Here is a 20,911-nt window from a genome sequence, read left to right as displayed (position 1 = left end):
CAATGGGCGGCGTTGTGGTTCAGAAAATCGAGCGCGCGGCTGCGGAAGTGGTTGACGGCCTCGGCGCGGCCGGTGTCGCCACGGTGCACGAAGCCCAGGGCCGTAAGGGTCTTCTCGCCAGCTATATTCGCCCGATCTATGCAGGTGCGCGGATCGCCGGCTCAGCCGTGACCATTTCGTCCCCGCCTGGCGACAACTGGATGGTGCATGTTGCGATTGAGCAGCTTCAGTCAGGTGACATTCTCGTCCTTTCCCCGACCAGCCCGTGCGAGGATGGCTATTTCGGCGACCTGCTGGCAACTTCGGCCATGGCGCGCAATTGCCGAGGGCTTGTGATCGATGCCGGCGTGCGTGATGTGCGCGACCTTAAAGAGATGGGTTTTCCGGTCTGGTCCAAGGCAGTGTTTGCACAAGGCACCGTGAAGAACACGATAGGCTCGGTGAATGTGCCGGTTGTGTGTGCGGGCGCGCATATCGAGCCCGGCGATGTAATCGTGGCAGACGATGATGGCGTGTGTGTCGTCAAGCGCGCTGAAGCGGCGGAAGTGCTCGCCAAGGCCAGCGAGCGCGAAGCAAAGGAAGAAGAAAAGCGTCAGCGCCTTCGCGCGGGTGAACTCGGTCTCGACATCTACGAAATGCGCCCACGACTTGCGGCGATGGGGCTGAAGTATCTTTGAGACATGGAACAGCTGCAGGAGGCAGACTTGCAAGACAAATCAATGACCTATTCGACTGTTGACCGGGTCAATCACTGGCTGGTCGCGGTGGTGGTCATCGGGCTCCTTGCTGCCGGCTGGACATTGTATCTGGACGTTCTTGACCGAGAAGCTGCCAGGAATTTGCGGGATATGCACAAGGCCATCGGCGTTTGTGTGCTGGCGTTTGGTATCTGGCGAGTGGGCTACCGTCTGGTGTGTGGGTTTCCGGAGCGTGTTGGTGCGGCTCCATCCTGGCAGGCCATATCTGCAAGAATTGCGCACTACATCCTGCTGGCCGGCATCCTTGTGATGCCGATTTCCGGTCTTGCACGCGGCTATTTTGCCGGGCGTGGCACTGATGTCTTCGGGCTCTTTTCGATTCCTGGAGCTGCGTTCGAGAATGAAGCGTTGAGCAATCTCGGCTCTGCGACACATTTCATTGCTGGCCTGCTCATGACCCTGGTTCTGGCCCTGCATATCCTCGCCGCCCTCAAGCACCACTTTGTCGATCGCGACACTACACTCGTCCGAATGCTGAGCGGTTCAACGTCGAGGGGGCGCAGGTGACGTCAAAGGGTATTCGCTGCATGTGGATGCGAGGCGGCACATCCAAGGGCGGGTTTTTCCTCGCTGAAGACCTTCCATCGAATGCCGAGGAACGAAATGCATTGCTTGTCCGGATTATGGGGCATGGCGATGCGCGCCAGATCGATGGCATGGGCGGGGCTCATCCGCTAACCAGCAAGATAGCGGTCGTGTCACGTTCAGCGCGCGAAGGCTGCGATGTCGACTACCTGTTCCTGCAGCTGCAGCCCGATACCGGCGCCATCTCGGACAGTCAGAATTGCGGCAACATGCTTTCAGCGGTTGGCCCCTTCGCGATCGAACGAGGCTTATTGACGGCTGAGGACGGCCAGACGAGCGTGCGTGTCTATATGGTCAACTCCGAGTCCCGGGCTGATCTTTTGGTCCAGACGCCGGGCCGGCTGGTGACCTATGAAGGCAATGCCCGGATCGACGGCGTTCCCGGTAGCCATGCGCCGGTCATCCAGAACTATTACGGTACGGCCGGTGCCCAGTGCGGCGCACTGCTGCCAACTGGAAACCAGGTCGACGTGATCGACGGTACGGAAGTCACTCTCATCGACAATGGTATGCCCAGCGTGATCCTGCGCGCACGCGACTTCGGCTTAGCGGGCACTGAAACGCCTGCCGAGATAGAGGCCATGACCGAGTTGAAAGCGCGGATCGAGTCCATCCGCCTGAAGGCCGGCGAAATGATGAGGCTTGGCGATGTCACCGAACAAACGATCCCGAAAATGTGCCTCATCAGCCCGCCGCGCAACGGCGGCATCATTAATACACGTACCTTCATTCCCCACCGCGTGCATGAAACGGTCGGAGTGCTGGCCGCAGCCTCCGACGCCGCAGCCTGCATGTTGCCAGACAGCGTCGCGAAGGGCATCGCCGCATTCAACAACGTCAATCCTTGCCGGGTCGATGTCGAGCATCCCACTGGCGCGCTGACGGTCGAGCTTGAATGGGGCGGTGAATCAGTGGTGCGAACCGGCCTCCTGCGCACGGCACGGAAGCTAATGGATGGAGTGGTTTTTCCATGACACGGATCAGAAGCTGGCATGAGGCCCCCTCGAAGCCGCGCTACACGCCGCCGCCGGGCGCGGTGGATGCGCATTGCCACGTGTTCGGTCCGCAGGCTGAATTTCCCTTCAGCGCGAAGGCAAAGTACTTGCCGCAGGATGCCGGCCCTGAAACGTTATTCGCCCTGCGCAATCATCTCGGCTTTTCGCGCAATGTGATCGTCCAGGCGAGCTGCCACGGCACTGACAATCGGGCAACGTTGAATGCGATTGCGAAGTCAGAGGATAGTGCGCGCGGCGTGGCCGTCGTGGATCCTGAGATCAGCGACAGCGAACTCGACGCGCTGCACAAAGGCGGCATTCGTGGCGTGCGGTTCAATTTCCTGAAACGCCTGGTCGATGATGCGCCTAAGGACAAGTTTCTGGAAATCGCGAAACGTATCGAGCGCCTCGGCTGGCATGTCGTAGTCTATTTTGAGGCCGATCTGCTCGATGAGCTCATCCCCTTTATGGAAGCGATTCCAACGACGATTGTTATCGACCATATGGGCAGGCCAGATGTGAGCGCGGGGCCGGAGGGGGCCGAGATACTTGCCTTCAGGAACTTCCTCCGTGGCCACCCCAATGTATGGACCAAGGTGAGTTGCGCCGAACGTCTTTCAGCTCAGGGCGCGCCCTTTGACGACTTTGTGGAAAGCGCTGCTCCGCTGGTCGAGGAGTTCGAAGACCGGGTACTGTGGGGAACCGACTGGCCACACCCCAACATGCAGGATGCCATCCCCGATGATGGGGCGCTCGTTGACCTGATCCCGCGTCTGGCCGCGACCGAACGCCTTCGGCGCAAGCTGCTAATTGACAATCCGATGAAGCTGTATTGGCCCGAAGAGGTGGGGGGGGAAGGATGATTGAATATGTGTTTCAACAGACCCGGCAGGATGAGGACAACAGAAACCGGCGGCTGCAGTTGCGTTTGTTTCTGACGGGTTTCGCAATAAGCGCTTTGATCTTGGCTGGAATGGTCTTGATCGTTTAGTGACCGTGTCAGGCGACGCACCGCGCCGTTCAATGGCAGATCCGCTATTGCGCGTTTCGGCGCATGAGCTGAATGACCCGCTTCAATCTCGCATTCTTGGCAATGCCGCATCGGAAATTCTCGAAGAGCTTTTCCTGAAAGAATTGAATGTCCGAACCGGCAACAGGGTTTACCGTCCCCATTTTGAAGACGCGATTCTGGCTCGCCAGCGCTGCCAGCTGCTCGCGCTCGGCGGCTTCTTCCTCAAGGCGGCGATGATAGATCCGGCTATTGTATTCCGACATACGGGCCTGCAGAGCGTTGAGCGTATCGGCCCGCTGCTGCTGATACGCGAAATAGTCATTCGCAGCGGCCTGGACGGAGCTTAGCGCCCCCTGAATCGCATTGAGCCGCCCGGTAATGTCGACCGGTTCGCTACTTGCCCATGCGCGGGGCGCATACATCGCCTCGCCATTGAGGCTGGCAGCCGTTTAGGGGCGCCGGGGGATAGACAGCCGGCCAGCGCCAGGCCGGCTCAGGCCGGGGCAGCGCTTTCACCCAGCGGATCCGGCGAAGGGGCTTGGTCTCAGGATTTCGCCAATGAAGATCATTCATGTCAGGTCCTCCACTCGGGCTCGCGGCAGGCTTAATCAAAAACCCGGTTCGCGTGGCCTGACTAAACCAGCCTCATAGATCGTCTCCTATGGGGGGGCAATTGAATCCGCAGCGAGTTTCAGTCATCAGTTCCAAAACTGTCACAATGACTGCTTTGCATGCCTGCAGCCAGTTTGGAGGCTGTCGCTTCAGACCATTTGTCCTTGTCGTTGAAGAAACACAGGGCAAAGGGAAGGGTCAGTTCGCTGGATTTTCGTGCATTTGTTCATCGGCGAAGGGGGGGGAGGTAGGTCGTGAACGGGGTATCCCCGGCTTGATTTTTCAGTCGAACCGGCAATTCTGAGCGGCGAAGCACCATTCCAGGGGGGTATTAATGCGCGCTGCAATGCGTTTTCTGTTGGCGCTGATATTCGGAGTGAGTCTCGCTGGGGGCGGACTTGCGCAGACACTGTCGAGCGCAACGGTGTGCGACGCGAGCGACCCCCGGGATTGTGAGACGGTTAGCCTGTCTGATGAGTTTCTGGAGCACGACTACAACGTATTCTGGCAATCGGCTTGGGGCGGCGGATTTGGTTACAAGAACGACCTCTACCGGTTGACTGAACTTCGCGACGAAGCCGGTGCGACAATCGCCAAAGCGAAGAAAGGTGAAGGCTTGATGATCCTGTCGCGGACGGCTTACGCACGAGTGCCCGACAAGACGCCCGGCGCGGCCCAGCTGTTCTTGACACGGAAAGGGTCTAAGCCGGTCAAGGTGCAATTCAAGGAAATCTTGTATGCCTACGGAACGCCGTTCGGTGTTGTTTCGACGCAATCTGGTAACAAGAAGGAACGCCCGGACTCTCGGCGGCTCAACGGCACAATCCAGGCGATCACAGAGAATGGCCAACTCGGTGCGGTATACGAAAATGTGCTCGATATTGTGGATTACGGCGACTTTACCGTGCTTGTTTACCGACAAAAAGGTGGCGTCCAGATATTCGACAAGCACCTCTCGCCGCTGTCGCCTGTGCTGACGGATGCTTGGCTGTTTCAAACCAACTATGCTGACAGCGAGGGATATGGATACGAAGCCTACGAATCCCGCCGTGCCATCTATGGAATGAAGGTGTTTGACGGAGGCGGGGACCGGAAGAAAGCCCTGTTTCGCCTGATCCCGAAAGATAAGGGTGCTGCGCTTCCGGAAAACCTTTTGGGCGTGACCCCGATTTCCTATGCGGGCTGGGGGGAATCCGACTGCCTCGACCCGGAACAGAAGCAATGCGTGATGCGCGTGCGCAGCTTCATCGCGGTTTGGGCCCGTCCGGACGGCGAACCGGAAGTCTCACTCGTCGATGCCCGAGCCGAAACGTGGGAACCCATTCGCTACAAATCCTTCGACTGGTATGAAGGTCTGAACTTCAAAGGACTGATTGCCGAACAGTTCGACGGCCAGTTCCGGATCATAACACCCGTGACAAAGGGCGATGGCTCGGTCGAGTTTGTTTACTTGCCAGAGGTCTATCCCAATGCGCTCGATGCGCAGATCGGCGCAAAGCGGCAGGAGTATATCAAAGCGGCCGAAATCTACGCCAAGGCGCAGGCTGATTATGAATATCAGAAAGCGCGCTACGAAGCTTACGAGAAACGCCTCGCCGAAAAGCGCGCGGCTGAGGAAAGCAAAACCGCAGAAATCGTCTCGGCCGAGGAGATCATCAATTCAGGTGATCACAACCGGATCTGTGCTGAAGCGTCGAACGCTTTGCGTTACTATACGCGAGAGATGCTCGTGTCTGCCTGCGTTGCCGGAGGAGGCATGTTCGCGGATGTGCCTGTAGATAAGCAGGATTTTTGGAGCGCGATGATGGCAGGCCTTCGCTCCGCGAACCAGGCCTTGGCTGCCGCCAACAGCCGAACTTACAATGGCGGGTTCAGTGCAACCTATTCTGGTGGTTACGCGCCCGCTTCGGATAATGGGGACTTCAACCGGTCTATGCAATCGATCGACAATGCATTGAACCGGATTGCCGATCCAAACTGGAACGGAGCGGCTGCTGCATCATGGTAGCGAGACGTTGCCGCCTTTCAGTTGTCTCAGCGTTCCCTGCCTTGCCGGCAGGGGGCACCAGGGCCCTTGTTTTGGATTTTCGGGACGCATTCGGCGGCGGGACTTAGACAAAAGCCATTCGCTTTGGCGATTTAAACGCCTCGATCCAAGTACGGACAAATGCAAGAGTGGAGTCTGCCTCGCGTGTTACTTGGGCAGGCGCTGCAATGTGTTAACGTGTTACAAATTTTTTTGCAGGCAATTCGTCTAATGCGCCCCTGCGCGCGAAATGGGACTCCCTCAAAAGTGGCTTTTGCATAAACTAAGACGTTACGATTGGTCTGATCGCGTTCGAGCGAGCCGGGAAGATCTGCCTTCGGGTCTGCATGCCATGTGCTCTCCACAAATTTGGTCGGCATATCTCCGATCGACGTATGACCGCTTGCGGCGAGATTGTGCCTGACCATACAGCCTGCCTGAACGACCGGATTGGATCGTCTCGGTCGTTCAGCATTCCGGTGGCGACTTGGTGAAGCTGGCCCCTTTTGGCCGATGATGCAGACTTGGTGACTGGCGGCAATGTGCCTGTGACGGGTCTGTCCGGCATGCCAGGCAGACGGAGTGCATCCGTCATGATTTACTTGTGCGCACTGTACGACCTGGAACTGACAATCAGGACCCGCGTCTCGGTTCGGGGCCGTTGGACAATGCTGGTCAGGAGAGCATGCCGCCATCGACGCGGACCACCTGACCGGTCACGTAAGCCGCCTTGGGGGATGCTAGCCAGGCGACGGCATCGGCAACGTCCTGTTCTCTCGCCCATCGCCCCTCAAGGGGGATCAGATGTTTCATGCTGTCCATCACTTGCTTTCTGTCGACACCCGTCGCAAACGCCGCATCCCACATGCCTCCATCGACAGGGCCGGGTGCGACCGCATTTACTCGAACGCCATAACGCCCGAGTTCGATCGAGGCGTTGCGCGTGAATGCATTCACGGCGCCTTTGGAGGCGGCGTAAGCCGTCTGACCGATCGTTCCGCCGTAGGCCGAGATCGAGCTGACATTAACCACTGAGCCGCGCGCCTCGATCAGGGCGGGCGTTAACGCATGCGTTAGCATCATGAGGTTTCGGACATTGACAGTCAGAATGGTATCAACGGCTTTCGCGGTCAGGCGCCTGACCGGCTCTTGCGCGATCGTTCCAGCATTGTTGATCAGGACATCAATCGTCGGTGAGATTTCCAAGGCAGCCTTTGCGACGTATTCCCAACTATCCAGCTTTGAAAAGTCCGCTGAAACGAATACGGTTCCAGACGGCAGGCTGCCTGCAAGTGCGCGCAGGCGCTCTTCGTTGCGCGCCACCAGAATGACGCGCGCGCCATCCTCTGCAAGGGTGCGTGCAATAGCGGCGCCGATGCCGCGGCTTGCACCCGTTACAATTGCGGTCTTGCCGCTGAAATCATAGGTCATAAGAAACTCTCTGTCGTTCGATGAACCGCTTGGTGGTCCTCAGCCGATCTCGTAGAGTGTGTAGACGGGGTTGAAGCCCGACTGCTCGCCGATGCCGACAGCGATGACGTTGTTGAGCCATGCGTATTGATCGTTCCCACATTCGAACCTGGCGATCGTCACAAGCGAGTAGCTTCCCGGCTCAAGCGTCTCGCCGCGTGCCAGCTGCGCCATCGCGCCCGCGGCGCCGATGAAGCGCCCCTGATAGGTGAGGTAGATCAGCGCGCCTTCATCGGCTTGCAGGGTCAAGCGCACATCGATCATCATGGTCCCGTCCGCCCGGAAGCGAACCCAGTCGGCACCGCCCGGTAGAACCTTTCCCTTGCACCGAGCGCCGTCGAACGTACCGCCTTCGATCAGCGCGATGGTTCGCTGGCCCTCCGGCGTCCTGCCAATCTGTGCTGCGCGGGCGGAGTCGACACTGAGGCGCAGTGTCATGAGGTGCTTGTGCGGAAGGGATGAAACAGATGCGCTCATGGCTCACTCCGCCGCCATGTACGCATCCAGCGTCCTGTGGAAGTGTCGGATACGGCTTTCCTGGTAGGTCGCAAGCGTCGCGCCTGGTTTGCGGCTGGTGCGTATGCCTTTCTGGATGCGCATGAGATTGTCGGTATCCTGATCAACGACCATTGCTGCCGAACCCATTGCTTCCACGGTCGACCACGGCTCTTCCTCAGTCAGCCAGACAATATCGGGCGGGATGGGGTGCGATCCGTCCTCGCTCTTAGGGAAGAGGAAGAAGATCTCCATGATCGACCGCTCCGGATCGTCTTGGTAAGGGCGGAAACGATAGCCTGCTGCAAGGCCCACACCGCCGAACTGAACGAAGTTGGGGAACACGGAGTACTGGATCAGGTCCAGAGCGACCGCATCGGCGATGCCCGATACATCGCGACCTGATGACCGGGAGATCTTCCTGCGGGCGATGTCTGCGAAACGAGCGCGCGGTGACTGGCCATCTACGACGGGCTCGGAGGATTTATAGAAAGGTGTGTCGCGCTCCATCAGCGTGCGCGTTTTTTCCTGGTCAAAGCCTTCGCCGAGCGAAGGGCTGGGCACACCCTGCGCGCTGATCATCCGGTTGATGTGACGCACGCCGGGCCAAGTGTCATACTGGGTATTGCTATCGCCATAATAGGGCAGAGATTGCGGGTGCGCGAAGGGCACGTGATAGGCCTCGACGAAGGCTTCCGCGCAGAGTTTCCAGTTACATGGCATTATCTTGGCGACATGGATCGCCTTGTAACGGTTCTCGAGGTCAAATTCCTTGAAGTGATCCGGAAGGATTTCGAGATAAGAGAGAAGGTCTTCGCAGTTACGGTCGAAATTGATGAAGACAAAGCCGCCCCAGGTATCGACACGCGCTTCTGGCAGGCTGAACTCTTCCCATTTGATGTGCTTGAAATCCCAAGCGCCAGGCACCTCTTTTAGCGTGCCGTCGAGCGCCCAGGTGAAGCCATGGAAGGGGCAGCGGAATTGCTTCACGCAGCCGCCTTCCTTGCGCAGTATAGTGCCTCGGTGGAGACAGGAGTTCACATAAGCGCGAATGTCCTTCGGCCCAGTTCCGGTGCGCACGACGATCAGCGAATCGTGAACAATGTTGTAAACGACGTGAGAGCCGACATTCGGGATGTCTTCGAGGCGGCAGGCCCATTGCCAAGTCTTGCGCCAGACCTTCTCGACTTCCCGATCATGATATTCCTTAGAGAAATAGCGCTCAACCGGAATATCGGCGTTGCCCATGTCGGCATACGACTCTTCGCGCATATGCTTGGGCGGTGCGATCCGGTCGGTCTCGTAAATGTCCTGAAGCGATGGTTTCGGACGGCCCGCCGGGCCGGTCGTCCTTTGGTTGCCAGGATCGCTCACGTTTCCATCCGTCATGCGTGTTACCTCCCTTGCCCTGTGGTCTGCATACGTTTAACATTTAGAAACAGACTGGTTTGTATGTTTAATTGAGTCAATCAGGATTTTACCGATGACCGAAGCCGCGCATAAAGAAAGACCAACGCAGGAACAACGCACGGACGCCATGCGCGCGCGCCTGCTGGAGGCAACGCTCGACATCATCTCTGAGGAAGGCTGGGCGCAGACCAGCACACAGAAGATCTGCAAACGCGCAGGCGTTTCACGCGGCGCGCAGACCCATCACTTTCCGACCCGAGACAGCCTCCTGATCGCCGCCGTGCGTGAAATTGTGGGGCGATACCAGCGTGACATCGATGCCGTGGCGGATAACCAGGCCCGCCGCAACCATCGACTGGAGGCTGTATTCGATTTCCTCTGGGAAGCCTGTTTCGAAGGTAATCTTCTCAAATGCTGGATGGAAGTCATGGTAGCCGCCCGCACCGATGAGGCTTTGCGCCCCGCTGTTCGGGAAACCGATGCGAAGGCATTAAAGTCCATGTGCTCCATAGGCGATAAATCCCAGGCAAAATCGAGCAAGGCGCAGGTCAGCTCTGCCGATCTCATCGAACTTACGGTCTATCTCCTGCGCGGGATGGTCGTGCAGGCTGGTGTTCATCCTAATCAGAAAGCAAGGCAGAGACTGTTCGAAGTTTGGAAGCGATTGGTTCTCTGAACAACCCGATTGATACTTCTTCTTCAACGTCGTTATCGCGCTTCTTGAGACATTCGCAGATCCTCTGCCAACGACGCTTTTCGGCGACTTCCAGCCGGTCGATCCCAATTCACGGGACGACTGGATTGGGCGCAAAAGCAGACGACATGCGTCGGTTAAGTTCTAGTCTTTGATCCACAGGCAGATTCCCTGTGTACGAACCCGAGAATGATCGCCGTTTTCAAGAAAGTGCGCTGGCATGTTAGCGGCCATTATCCCGACAGGCGGCTGATCTGAAGTCTGTCCATCTGCGTAAAGGTCAGGCAGCCAAGGAACAGCCTCCATGTCAAAGCACCGTTATTCTCTGTGCGCCCGCTTCGCATTTCTGATGATCGGCATCAGCGCGTGCGCAACAACTCCGGCAGGGGATGAGCCTTGGATTGATTTTGCATCGCTACATCCTCGGCCAGCTTTAAATCAGGCTCTGTATTGCTCACCCGATATCTGCTCAGCCACAAATCAGTATGCGGGTGCACCGCAGTTTGACCTCTCTGCTGAGGCTCTCGCCGAAAGGCTTGTCCTGCTGGAGCCGCAATCCAGCACGAGGATATGCCCAAACGGCGATATTCAGGTCCGCTATGTAGCACTCACCCCCACTTTGAAATTTCGCGACGATGTCGATTTACTGATCCGCTCCCTGGACGATGGCAGAAGCGAACTCGCCGCCTATTCCCGGTCCCGGATTGGCCTTTATGATTTCGGAGCAAACAATGCACGCCTTCAGAAGCTGTTCACGCGGTTGCGGACGCTAGAAGGCAAACCATCGTGACGACCGATTGGGTTACCTCGCCAAAAGCCGAAAACGGGATGCGACATTTTCGAATGGTGGAGCTGGGAAGGGCTGCAATTCGTGGCTGATAGGGTCAAACCCATTCGCGTTGCAATTGTTGGTGCCGGGATGACCGGTATCACCTGCGCTGTGCTACTCCGAGACCTGGGGCACGAGGTGACGATCTTTGAGAAAAGCAGAGGCATCGGCGGTAGACTGGCAACGCGAAGGGTGGGTGAAGGCTTGAGCTTCGATCATGGTGCGCCGTGCTTTACCGTTTACTCGCAGGCGTTCAGAGAATTCTTGAACGAGAGAAGTCCTGAGAGCCTATTCCCATGGGTGCCGGCATCAGGCGCGTCGCGCCCCCAAACGAACCCATACATGGTTTCAGAGCCCGGCATGAACGGTTTCCTGAAGCATGCGGCAACAGGGCTTGATATCCGACTGGGCCGTGAGGTCCTTTCCATATCTGATCATGCGCTGGGTTGGCATCTCAACACAGGCGCACCCTCTGAAGGAGAAGCATGGGATATCGTCATTGTGACGGCACCAGCCCCCCAGGCCGCAAGGCTGCTATCATTTTCAAAGCGGCTGCGTCCCGAATTCAATGCCATAAGCATGGCGCCTTGCTGGGCACTCATGCTGGCGTTTTCCTCGCCCGCTCGAACGCCTTTCGATGTCCTGGTACCGGATACGGATGATCTTGCATGGATTGGTCGTAATTCGAGCAAGCCAGGTCGCGATCCTAGGTTTGATACCTGGGTGGCGCATGCAAGTGCAGAATGGAGTCAAGCGCATCTTGAATGTGAAGGGGAACAGGTGCTGGAACTTCTGCAGGAACAGGTTCTGGCCGAGATTGACCAATCCGATTCTTCGACTGTTTTCGCCGGTGCGCATCGCTGGCGTTATGCGACAACGGAAAAGGCGCTTGGCGTTCCATTTTTGAGCGACGAAACAGGGCGTGCATTCTTTGCAGGGGATGGGTGCCTTGGGCCGAGCGTGGAAGCCGCATTCGAAAGTGGTAAAAGACTTGCCCGACACATTGCCGGACATGTGGAGGAGTAATGTGCGCAAGCAGGACGTGCAGGAAAAAACTGTCCCGTCTGCAACAGGCGATTTGTCTGGCGCAAGAAATGGGAAAAGTCTGGCCAGAGGTGAAGTATGGTTCCGAGCGTTGCCGGATGAACCGAAAGGATGGTGTCGGGCGTCATTCTTAGGGGCCGCCCTGTGACCCTTAATCGTGCATTCAGGAGGCACCGAGTGATTTCCTTTGCGTTGAGGACAGAATGCGGCCGGGCAATCGTCAGGCACGATCCTAGCCGTGACAGTGAACCCGCCAGTTGCGCAGGTGATTGTGTCGCCGGGACAGACAAAGGCTTCAAAACGTTCGGTGAAAGTCATGTTCGCCCCTTACCGTGTCCAGAAGATGTGGACTTCATCGAAGCCAGTCTGGAAGACGAGGATCTCGCCATTCAGCGCCATGTCGCGGGCAAACGCCTGCCAGTCGATGTAGTATTCGAGGGAGGAGGGGATTTCGGTGCCGGACTCGCGGGTCAGCTCCTCGGCAAAATCTGCAGCGGAGCGGTATTCTCCTGCATAGTCCTCGAAGGCCGCGATCGCCGCATCGAGGTCATTGCCGAAATAGCCGTAGACCTTCCCGCCAAGGCGGCCATGCTCACCGATGAATTCGGCCAGCGCACATACGGTTTCGAAGGAAGCGTATTCCGACAGGCTCGCACCTTCGAAGCCCTCATGGTCATGGATCGCCCACTCCTCGGCACCGGGCACCGGCGATGCAGCCAGCATGGCGCGCGCCTTGTCCGTGATCTCGTCAGGTGTTGTCGCATCGATCCAGCGCCCATGCAGGCAGCCATTATTGTAGGCTGCAAGGCAGGCCACATAGATGCGGGGTGTGTTTTCGGGCGGGGGTGCGGAAGTTGTTCCAAGGGGCGCAGGGGTTGCGGTTTCGTGGGCCAAGTCGGGTCTCCTTCTTCTGCCGCGTCCTGCCCGCGATAGGCGGGGGTGGGCGGCGGAAAAGGCCGGCAGGCCGGGCGGACAAGCGGCACGCGCAGGGCGGGAAGGTAGGGGACCTCAATACGCCAAAGATTACCTCAATCCGTCGCCTTGCGCGGGCGGCGCGCCCGGCCAGACGTGCCGTCCGCCCAACCCCGCCGGACGAGGTTTCATCGAGGCCTTGGGGGAGATGCGGGCCTGGAGCAAAAAGAGCAGTCCTGGTCCGGCGCATCTTGTCGTGCATAGGTCGGCTGGGGCTGTCCCAGGCTTGATCCGAGCGGTCCTTGCCACAAATGACGGCTGCAATGTCCCGGAGCGAAAGACCTGCCGACTGGCAGCCATAGCCGACGCGTGCATTCCGCGGGACAAGAGCGCTTCGGCTCTAATTGGCGGGTTCCTGAACGGATCGGTCACCGCATCATGATGGGCCCGCTATCGGGGCGGGCGGACGCGGGCTTTACCTTCTCGTCGTGCCGACCGGCTCAAAACACTGGCGTATGAACGATCGCTTCGACGGTCGCCAGAAGACACTCGCCTTCGGGGCCTGGCCGCCCGTCGTAAAGGAGAGGGCGTAAGGCAAAGCGGTGGATGTCATGCCCGTCCCCGAAGCCGGAATACCGACGCCTTGTACAATTGATGGCTTGGATGGCTTGCAAGTGGATTTGAATATTGTTGGCGATGTCCAACTGTCGATAGCGGACTCATTCTGATGCATGCTCCTCGACGTCTTCGCTGCGGATGAGCGTTTCCGGTCCGGGGCGCCGGCGAAAAATTGACTGGGCAATGGCTTCGATTCGACCACGATTGCGGCGCGCGGCGGACAACAAATCGGTGCTGTTCCAACTCTTGGCCGAGAAATGATCTTCGAGCGCTTCAGCGCTGATTGAGCAAAGATGTGCCCCCTGAAAGGCGCGCCCCTCGAAGGAGATGATATCGCGTCGGGGATCGTGCCGAAGTTCAGGCGCGCTGAAACTCAGCGCAAGCGCCTGATCGAGTGCTGCGCGCCAGTTCGGGCCTTCAGAAGCTGCCTCGCTTAAGGCGTCATATACGGCTTGAGGCCGCGTTTCTGCCAGTGCGTGAATGAGCGCGCGCGCCTGCGCCAGATCCTTGTTGGCTTTTGCTGCTCCGGGGCGCCGCTTTTGCGAGACAATGAGTTTGTGAATGGCAAACCGTTCAGGGGAAGGGATCTGAACGAGCAGGCCCTCCATGTAGAGAGCGACCGCCGGGATAGGATCTCGCAGCAGGAAGTTCAGATAGTGGAGGCGCTGAGCCCAGACACCCATCGAATCCAAGCGAGCGGGTGTTACATCATCTGAAAAGGCAGGCGTCAGAAAATCAATGGAATAAGATCCGTCCGGCAGTGTCCAGCTCGTCGGCTTTCTGGGATCGAGGGCGTTGCGTGGTGAGAAGCCGAGGGCCTTCAATGTTTCGGCAACGTCAGGGTCTGCAACATCTTCGATTGCGACTGACAGCTTTTCGAAGCACGCGATATCCAGGTCTTCTGTTTGAGCAAGCCAACCAGGGTCTGCGGCTTGAGACATCAGATCAATTCCCAGTATGGCTGGGTAGCAGCGAAAGGCATGAGTGCCGACCAAAGTGCCCCCCAGTCGGAAGACGCCGGATGCGCTGAGCGCCCGAAGGATTGACCCTGTCTGACGATCCAGCGTCGGCAATCCGGCTGCCCGCAATTGTGCGACCTGTCTTGACGCGTTGGCTTTGAAATCTGCCTGATCACTGGAACTCGCGCGCCAGTCTTCTATGCGCGCGCGCAAACTGTCTGAATCCGGGCCAAGATAGCGTTGCCGGGGAGGGGCTCCAGGCGCAACACGCTGATTGACATACCAATATGTCTTCCCGCTGCGTTCCCGGGTAAAGGGGGCACCCGAGAACTCGAACGCCGGCCGGTTCAGGTGCGACTGGACCAGGTTTGCATAGGTTGACTGGACTGTGGCCGGATAGAGGAGCATTCCCGTGCACTACACAAATAATTCGTGTAGTGCAACATGCAACAACACGCCCACGCGCGTCAGGGCTACCGTTTTGAACAAACTCAAATCGTTCCGGACGCGCGGCGGAGCCGTTCTCAAAGTTCCAAACACATCGATCGCAAACATCTGGGACGACCGCCGGGAGGATGCGTGCGTGTGCCAGGGAAACCCCGCCCAGTCGGCGATTGCGCCATGCGCTGCCGAGAACATGTTCGACTTTCTATCTTCCCGCAGCCGGGCTCTCTCTCGAACAGTATGCCCTCGACGAGACTGGCAATCCGAAGACCCTCATGCCGCGTTGCAGCGTCCCGTACGAAAGCGCCGGACTGCTTGGATGATATTTGGCCGGGCCCCGCATTGCGGAGAATATCAAGCATAATCTCCGCAAAAAATGCGGATATTGCGCTTGTCGTTGCGGAGAGTATGGCGTGTCTGTCCATGCGCTTGATGCCTAGCCGGACTTCTGCTGGGACGAGCGCGCTGTTTCCACCCCGCTGGCCAACGTCAGCCGGAGGCAGGGGCGCTTGATCGGCCCGATGGAGGGGCTGGAGGAGGGGCGCGCGCCGGATATTTGCGACTTGCCTCACACGCCAATCTGTTTCTGGAGCCGACACAGTGGCTGGACGCAGCCTCGCCGGACATGAGTGCAGGTATGTCGTTTACGCCGCTTTTGGACTCTTCGGTGACTGAACCAGGAGCTTGCGATGGCCGCTCCCTACGAGTGCAATGCGCCGGTCTCGCGCCCGGCACATTTCGTCCTTCATCGACCGGCTTGGGCCTGCCCTGGCTTTGTCCGTGCGGTCCGTTGCGTAGACGACTGCAGCGGTGCCGCGCAGCGACAGGCCTGCCGCATGGGAGTCGAAAGCAATTAGAGCATTGCGCAGAATGAGCGCGCCCCGGCTCCAGGTGACAGGTTCCTGCACTGAGCTATCACCGTAGATGCGGTGGGCTTCCTTCAGGATACGGTATTTCTGCTCAAGGCTCTCTCCGCCGTCGATCAGGAACCGCATCCTAAAAGGCTCTTTGGCGAACAGGGACACTCCGGTAGAGCGCACCTGCTCGCATCCGCAGCAAACCTTAGACGGCATCCTGGCGTATGCCCTTTTCAGGCTCTCGCTTGCCAAGACCTGACAGGACAAGCCGGCAAGCCTGATGGGGCGTTTTCAAAATCTTCCCGATCGGTAAGATATGAAGCTGGATCGCCTTCTTCTTGCCCAAAACTTCCCGATCGGTAAGAATTAGTCTTGTGGAAGCAACTTTCGCGCATTATCTTCCCGATCGGTAAGAGTGTGAAATGATGATCGGTGATGCAAGAGAATTTGGAGAGATGATCGCCAGGGCCCGCAAAGCCTTGGGAATTACCCAGCGCGATCTGGCGCTGGCAATCAATTCGGGCGAACGCTTCATTGTCGACCTTGAAGCCGGCAAGCCAACCGCTCAGCTCGGTAAAGCCCTGGCCGCTGCTAAGGCTGTCGGTATACGTCTTGATGATGTCGGCAATCGGCGGGATAGGCCATGACGTCTCCCATGCTGCCCGTCTTCTACGAAAGTGTTCCGGTCGGGGAAGTCCTCTCCCGGGAGAACGGTCCCGCCTTCCGGTATCGCGAAGACTGGACGGTTTCGCAGGGTGCTTTTCCGGTTTCACTCAGCATGCCGATTAACAAGGCGGAATCGGGTGCTGAACGGGTCATACCCTGGCTGATGAATCTCCTTCCGGAAGGCGAACCGCTCCGGGCTATGTCGCGTGCGCTCGGGATCGCTGCCGAGGACGTCGTCGGAATGATCATGGCGTCAGGGCGCGACATTGCGGGTGCGCTCTCATTCCGTGCGCCGGCCGAAGAGCCGGGGTATCTTTCGATTGACGATTCCTGTTCGCTGGAGCGCATCATCAACGAATTGCCGGCCCGCCCTTTCCTGGCCGGAAACGAGGGCGTCGCTATGAGCCTCGCTGGCGCTCAGGACAAATTGCCCGTGCATTTTTCAGATGGCGTGCTTTCAGTTCCGCTCAACGGTGCAGCCTCGACACATATCTTGAAACCCGACAATCCGCGATTGCCTGGCAGCGTCCAGAACGAGGCCTTGTGCATGGTGCTCGCCCGCCGGTGCGGCTTGCCGACGGCAGAGATAACGACTGGCATAGCCGGGGCACGGAGCTTTGTTTTGGTAACCCGCTATGATCGCCTTGTCGAGAGCGGTAAGGTTCTCCGTCAGCATCAGGAGGATTTCTGCCAGGCTCTTGGCCGCGGTCCCGCCGAAAAGTACCAGCGCAGTCAAACAGGCAGGCAGGGGCCCTCTATCCCTGACATGTTCGCGGTCATCCGTGACAATATGACGGCCCGGGACACGAACCGCTTCCTCGATGCCGTGATCTTCAATATTGCGATTGGCAATGTTGATTCCCACGCCAAGAACTATTCCATCCTGCTGCATCCGGATCGCACGGAGCTAGCGCCGCTCTACGACCTGATGTCGGGGCTCGCCTGGGACGGCATTACCGAAAATCATGCTCAGGACATCGGCGGTCAACGCCGGGGCCGGCATGTTCAGGGGCGGCATTGGCGCCGCATGGCGGAAGCATCCGGTGTGTCGGCAACGGCCACCCTTCGCCGGGTTTCAGCCATTTCGGAAAAAATCCTGGCAGAATTGACTGCGGCACATGATGAAGTTGCTGCCATGCCGGCAGGCGAAGGCGTTTTGCTGGATGAGTTCGTCCGGCATATCGCGGAGCGTGCAGAGCTTGTCGCGAGAAACCTCCGGCAAGGTGACGAGGTTGATCAGGCTGAAGAAGAAACACCGGACCCAGGCGCGCGTTACGATACGCACTAGGTAAGCTGCGCGAGACCAGGCACCCATCCTGTCACATATGGGGTGACGCGCTTGGGATCGGTGGTCCGGCCTTGACGCTAAGATCCAGCGGCAATGTTGAAACGGTGAAGCCGGGGCTGCCGTCTTCAGAGGAGCCTGTTGCTCCGCCCCCGGAAGAAGATCCCCTCCCGGATTCGGAAGGCATGGCTCCGGCTGCCGCGGAAACCTCTCCGCCTGTACCCGGCGAAAGCGCGTCCCATGCACCTGCTGACACATGGGAGGCGCCTGGCGAGGTCCCGCCTGATGGGCAAGAGCCACCTCAGGATTAGTTGCGGCAAGAGCTGGCCCCAAGGTAGATGTCTGCCCCGGCTTGGGGCAGCATCAATGGGCGCCGGAATTGGCGGCGAAAAGCAAGTGCGTCCGGTCGTCAAAGGGCTCTGCCATACGCATGAATGCATAGCTCACTGGCGCGCAACTGGCGCGCAACTGGCGCGCAAATACCGGGTTTTGGTGTCTTTTCTTGGCATTTCGCGACCGCGCAAGAGTGCTAGTGCGCTGTAATCATTGAAATAGTATTTTGGCGATTTTTCCTTTCCCATTTTTGTAATCAGAGGGTCGCGGGTTCGAGTCCTGCAGCCGGCACCAGCAAAAACAAGGATTTACTGTGGTTCTTGTTCCCCAGATCACCCGAAGAAGCGCTCTGGGGTTCCAGGTTGGAAAGGTGTGAACTTTCTCGGCTTGAGGCTCAGGCGGGCAGCATTCGCGGAGATCCGCGACTTCGGTTCCACAGCGCAAAGTGTCGCCGTCCGGCGCAGCGCATGTGAGATGCGGTCCCCGACCTGCCATTCATTGAAGGTGGGGCCCGCTCACTCACCGGCCTCCATTTCAACGATCTGCATCAACAGGACCCCTTCGGCAACGGACTGGTCAGCGACGGCATTCAGGTCGACGACTGTCCCGTCGAAGGGCGCGCTGAGCCTATGCTCCATCTTCATGGCTTCCAGCGTCAGGAGGGCCTGTCCCTTCTGAACCGTGTCGCCTTCAGAAACGGCGACCGATACGATACGGCCCGGCATGGGAGAGGTGATCGCGCCGCTTCCCAGGGCCGTGTCTCCCTGGGCGTCGTGGCGGGCCGGCGCAGCGTGGAAGGGCCAGCCCTGCTGCACCAGAACCATCTGTCCGGCTCCAGAATACATATGGGTCCCCTGGGGCAGTTTTGCGGGCTTCAGATCTGTCAGTCTGACCTCTCCGTCGATCAGGATCTGTGCCTCCAGATCAGCGGGTGCGCCAGCCCTAAAACCGCGCAGCTGGTTCCACGGCGAAGCGCTCGAGGCTGTGGCCTGATCCGCAAGTTTCCGGGCTGCAGCCGAGACTGCGGCGTCTGCCAGTTCCGGCGGCGTCACGAGGTCATCGAGATGGGACTCGATGAAGCCGGTCGTGACGTCGAATTCGGCAAATGCGTCGTTGCGCAACAGCCTGGACAGGAAGCCCGCATTGTTGTGCACCGGCCAGGTCGAGACGCCATCGCAGGCCTCGGCAAGGGCGATCCTTGCCGCGTCGCGATTGGCACCATGCGTGACCAGCTTCGCGATCATCGGATCGTAGAAAGGCGTCACACCATCGCCCCGTGCAATGCCCGTTTCGAGCCGGACTGGCGCATCGGGCAGTGCCAGAATCTCCAGCTCGCCCGTTGAAGGCAGGAAGCCGGTTGCCGGGTTTTCCGCATAGAGGCGCGCCTCCATGGCCGAGCCGTTGATCTCCAGTGCGTCCTGCGTCTTCGGCAGTCGTTCTCCGGACGCGACCCTGAGCTGCCACTCGACCAGGTCTTCGCCGGTGATCATTTCCGTGACCGGGTGTTCGACCTGCAGCCTTGTGTTCATTTCCATGAACCAGATGCGATCAGCGTTCAGACCGGCTGACCCATCGGCAATGAACTCCACCGTGCCCGCGCCGACATAGTTGACGGCCTCAGCGGCCCTGACGGCTGCCGAGCAGACCGCTTCGCGGGTTGCGGCGTCCATGCCGGGCGCCGGAGCCTCTTCGATGACTTTCTGATGCCGCCGCTGTAGCGTGCAGTCGCGTTCGAACAGGTGGACGATGTTGCCGTGGCTGTCTCCGAAGATCTGGACCTCGATGTGGCGCGGATCGGTGATCCACTTTTCCAGAAGGACGCGATCATCGCCGAAAGAGGCCTTGGCTTCGCGCTGGCAAGAAGCGAGTGCGTCGGCAAAGTCCCGCGCCTTGTCGACCTTGCGCATGCCTTTGCCGCCGCCGCCCGCGACGGCCTTGATCAGGACCGGGTAGCCGATCTTGTCGGCTTCGGCCCCAAGGCGGTCGGGCGACTGGTCCTCGCCGAGATAACCCGGCGTTGTCGGTACGCCGGCCTTCTGCATCAGCGCCTTCGCGGCATCCTTCAGCCCCATGGCCCGGATACTGTCAGGGGACGGACTAACCCAGATGATTCCAGCCCCGATGACTGCTTCCGCAAAGCTGGTATTTTCCGACAGGAAGCCATAGCCGGGGTGGACGGCCTCGGCGCCAGCGGTTATCGCCGCCTCGATGATCCGGGCACCTACAAGGTAGCTTTCAGCGGCCGGTGACGGGCCGATATGCAGCGCTTCGTCTGCAAGACGCACGTGCAGCGCAGACGCGTCGGCGTCGGAATAGACGGCCCCCATTGGTCTTCGCCCAGGTGTGATCCAACGGTCCGCCCAGCTCGTCGATTCCCAACGTCCCGTGGCAGTTGGAGTCGAGGCTGCCTATGCGTTCGCGCGCAAGCGAGCTTAAGGGGCAACTGGAGGGAAGGCTTCTGCATAGACCGCCTCGGCCCAGACAGCTTCCTCAAGCGTCAGAGCAGCAAACTCATTCTCTCGCGCGCGCTGGGACAAGGTGCCGTTGTTTTGCTTGAGAAATCGAAACAACAGATCGAGGCGGGCATCAGGAAGAGCCAGCCTTTGTTCTATGCGTGTCTTGAACTGGTCGTAGCGTTCAAGGAACAGCAGCTCTTCCGGAAGGTCCCTTTCGATCGTCTGGGCGACGCATTCGAACAGGAACTGGACGTGCGGTGTCGCGTCGAAGTAGCGGTAGAAATCAGCCGTCTCATTCAGGACTTCGACATTATGGGTCTCCGTTTCCCGCCACCGAATGAAGGGCAGGATACGTTCTGAATGGGAGCGGAGTGTATCCCGGTATTCGATGATGCGTGACAGAAACGCACTCGATACAGGGAAGACGAGTCCGGGCGGATTGAATCCTGAG

At 58.8% G+C, this 20,911-nt stretch carries 19 protein-coding genes and 4 pseudogenes; 14 read left to right on the top strand and 9 right to left on the bottom strand.

Going from position 1 to position 20,911, the window contains the following annotated elements; translation table 11 throughout:
• Positions 1 to 2: 2 nt before the first annotated feature.
• Genes R3C13_RS00115 through R3C13_RS00100 form a run of 4 tightly spaced genes read left to right on the top strand, consistent with a single transcriptional unit; the run spans position 3 to position 3,201 of the window.
• A complete protein-coding gene (locus R3C13_RS00115; RefSeq protein ID WP_371308754.1) occupies positions 3 to 677 on the top strand; it encodes a 4-carboxy-4-hydroxy-2-oxoadipate aldolase/oxaloacetate decarboxylase in 675 nt (224 codons plus the stop codon).
• A 3-nt stretch (positions 678 to 680) separates the two neighbouring features.
• Positions 681 to 1,265, top strand: coding sequence for a cytochrome b (locus tag R3C13_RS00110; protein ID WP_371308753.1), 585 nt, complete (start codon positions 681 to 683; stop codon positions 1,263 to 1,265).
• Between the two features lie 20 nt (positions 1,266 to 1,285).
• Entirely contained in the window at positions 1,286 to 2,317 is a 1,032-nt protein-coding gene (locus R3C13_RS00105; RefSeq protein WP_371309628.1) for a 4-oxalomesaconate tautomerase, read from the top strand.
• A complete protein-coding gene (locus tag R3C13_RS00100) occupies positions 2,314 to 3,201 on the top strand; it encodes an amidohydrolase family protein (protein ID WP_371308752.1) in 888 nt (295 codons plus the stop codon). The genes R3C13_RS00105 and R3C13_RS00100 overlap by 4 nt, the downstream gene beginning before the upstream one ends.
• A gap of 172 nt (positions 3,202 to 3,373) precedes the next feature.
• On the opposite strand, the gene R3C13_RS00095 is transcribed toward R3C13_RS00100, so the two are convergent.
• Positions 3,374 to 3,772: a hypothetical protein gene (locus R3C13_RS00095; RefSeq protein WP_371308751.1), complete on the bottom strand. Its 399-nt coding sequence runs from the start codon at positions 3,770 to 3,772 to the stop codon at positions 3,374 to 3,376.
• Between the two features lie 524 nt (positions 3,773 to 4,296).
• On the opposite strand from R3C13_RS00095, the gene R3C13_RS00090 reads away from it, so the two are divergent.
• Positions 4,297 to 5,970 (top strand): hypothetical protein, encoded by a 1,674-nt coding sequence (locus tag R3C13_RS00090; protein WP_371308750.1) that lies wholly within the window; start codon positions 4,297 to 4,299, stop codon positions 5,968 to 5,970.
• A 693-nt stretch (positions 5,971 to 6,663) separates the two neighbouring features.
• Here R3C13_RS00090 and R3C13_RS00085 read toward each other — a convergent pair.
• Genes R3C13_RS00085 through R3C13_RS00075 form a run of 3 tightly spaced genes read right to left on the bottom strand, consistent with a single transcriptional unit; the run spans position 6,664 to position 9,342 of the window.
• The gene (locus R3C13_RS00085; protein WP_371308749.1) at positions 6,664 to 7,419 is read right to left on the bottom strand and encodes an SDR family NAD(P)-dependent oxidoreductase; all 756 of its coding nucleotides are present in this window, start codon (positions 7,417 to 7,419) and stop codon (positions 6,664 to 6,666) included.
• Between the two features lie 39 nt (positions 7,420 to 7,458).
• On the bottom strand, positions 7,459 to 7,935 hold the full coding sequence (locus R3C13_RS00080; protein ID WP_371308748.1) for a DUF3237 domain-containing protein: 477 nt from the start codon (positions 7,933 to 7,935) through the stop codon (positions 7,459 to 7,461).
• A 3-nt stretch (positions 7,936 to 7,938) separates the two neighbouring features.
• A complete protein-coding gene (locus R3C13_RS00075) occupies positions 7,939 to 9,342 on the bottom strand; it encodes an SRPBCC family protein (protein ID WP_371308747.1) in 1,404 nt (467 codons plus the stop codon).
• 94 nt (positions 9,343 to 9,436) lie between these two features.
• Here R3C13_RS00075 and R3C13_RS00070 point away from each other — a divergent pair, with 94 nt between their 5' ends.
• The 5 genes and pseudogenes from R3C13_RS00070 to R3C13_RS00050 form a co-directional block, all read left to right on the top strand.
• Positions 9,437 to 10,039 (top strand): TetR/AcrR family transcriptional regulator, encoded by a 603-nt coding sequence (locus tag R3C13_RS00070; protein ID WP_371308746.1) that lies wholly within the window; start codon positions 9,437 to 9,439, stop codon positions 10,037 to 10,039.
• A 322-nt stretch (positions 10,040 to 10,361) separates the two neighbouring features.
• On the top strand, positions 10,362 to 10,847 hold the full coding sequence (locus tag R3C13_RS00065; RefSeq protein WP_371308745.1) for a DUF1499 domain-containing protein: 486 nt from the start codon (positions 10,362 to 10,364) through the stop codon (positions 10,845 to 10,847).
• 81 nt (positions 10,848 to 10,928) lie between these two features.
• Positions 10,929 to 11,147: pseudogene (locus R3C13_RS00060) on the top strand (FAD-dependent oxidoreductase); the annotation flags it as partial.
• 99 nt (positions 11,148 to 11,246) lie between these two features.
• On the top strand, positions 11,247 to 11,912 hold the full coding sequence (locus R3C13_RS00055; protein WP_371309627.1) for an NAD(P)/FAD-dependent oxidoreductase: 666 nt from the start codon (positions 11,247 to 11,249) through the stop codon (positions 11,910 to 11,912).
• 45 nt (positions 11,913 to 11,957) lie between these two features.
• Positions 11,958 to 12,005, top strand: a pseudogene (locus R3C13_RS00050) (hypothetical protein); the annotation flags it as partial.
• 252 nt (positions 12,006 to 12,257) lie between these two features.
• Here R3C13_RS00050 and R3C13_RS00045 read toward each other — a convergent pair.
• Positions 12,258 to 12,824 carry an antirestriction protein ArdA gene (locus R3C13_RS00045; protein ID WP_371308744.1) on the bottom strand — a complete coding sequence of 189 codons (567 nt, stop codon included), beginning with the start codon at positions 12,822 to 12,824 and terminating at the stop codon, positions 12,258 to 12,260.
• Between the two features lie 470 nt (positions 12,825 to 13,294).
• On the opposite strand from R3C13_RS00045, the gene R3C13_RS00040 reads away from it, so the two are divergent.
• Positions 13,295 to 13,435 carry an Arm DNA-binding domain-containing protein gene (locus R3C13_RS00040; protein WP_371309626.1) on the top strand — a complete coding sequence of 47 codons (141 nt, stop codon included), beginning with the start codon at positions 13,295 to 13,297 and terminating at the stop codon, positions 13,433 to 13,435.
• Between the two features lie 126 nt (positions 13,436 to 13,561).
• Here the strand turns inward: R3C13_RS00040 and R3C13_RS00035 are convergent, their stop codons facing one another.
• On the bottom strand, positions 13,562 to 14,827 hold the full coding sequence (locus tag R3C13_RS00035; protein WP_371308743.1) for a GSU2403 family nucleotidyltransferase fold protein: 1,266 nt from the start codon (positions 14,825 to 14,827) through the stop codon (positions 13,562 to 13,564).
• A 488-nt stretch (positions 14,828 to 15,315) separates the two neighbouring features.
• Here R3C13_RS00035 and R3C13_RS00030 point away from each other — a divergent pair.
• Positions 15,316 to 15,492: pseudogene (locus R3C13_RS00030) on the top strand (hypothetical protein); the annotation flags it as partial.
• A 15-nt stretch (positions 15,493 to 15,507) separates the two neighbouring features.
• Here the strand turns inward: R3C13_RS00030 and R3C13_RS00025 are convergent.
• The gene (locus R3C13_RS00025; RefSeq protein ID WP_371308742.1) at positions 15,508 to 15,858 is read right to left on the bottom strand and encodes a hypothetical protein; all 351 of its coding nucleotides are present in this window, start codon (positions 15,856 to 15,858) and stop codon (positions 15,508 to 15,510) included.
• 284 nt (positions 15,859 to 16,142) lie between these two features.
• Between R3C13_RS00025 and R3C13_RS00020 the strand changes: the two genes are divergently transcribed.
• Both R3C13_RS00020 and R3C13_RS00015 read left to right on the top strand, forming a co-directional pair.
• Complete coding sequence (locus R3C13_RS00020; protein ID WP_371308741.1) at positions 16,143 to 16,367, top strand: helix-turn-helix domain-containing protein; 225 nt, start codon at positions 16,143 to 16,145, stop codon at positions 16,365 to 16,367.
• 8 nt (positions 16,368 to 16,375) lie between these two features.
• Positions 16,376 to 17,674, top strand: a complete 1,299-nt coding sequence (locus R3C13_RS00015; RefSeq protein WP_371308740.1) for a type II toxin-antitoxin system HipA family toxin — start codon at positions 16,376 to 16,378, stop codon at positions 17,672 to 17,674.
• Positions 17,675 to 18,519: 845 nt separating this feature from the next.
• Here R3C13_RS00015 and R3C13_RS00010 read toward each other — a convergent pair.
• The gene (locus R3C13_RS00010) at positions 18,520 to 20,331 is read right to left on the bottom strand and encodes a biotin carboxylase N-terminal domain-containing protein (RefSeq protein WP_371308739.1); all 1,812 of its coding nucleotides are present in this window, start codon (positions 20,329 to 20,331) and stop codon (positions 18,520 to 18,522) included.
• Between the two features lie 105 nt (positions 20,332 to 20,436).
• Positions 20,437 to 20,911: pseudogene (locus R3C13_RS00005) on the bottom strand (cell filamentation protein Fic); the annotation flags it as partial.

It is taken from the genome of Hyphomonas sp., from assembly GCF_041398385.1.
Taxonomy (GTDB): Bacteria; Pseudomonadota; Alphaproteobacteria; order Caulobacterales; family Hyphomonadaceae; genus Hyphomonas.
Note: the sequence above shows the minus strand (reverse complement) of the source record. Positions and strands in the feature narration are given on the sequence as shown.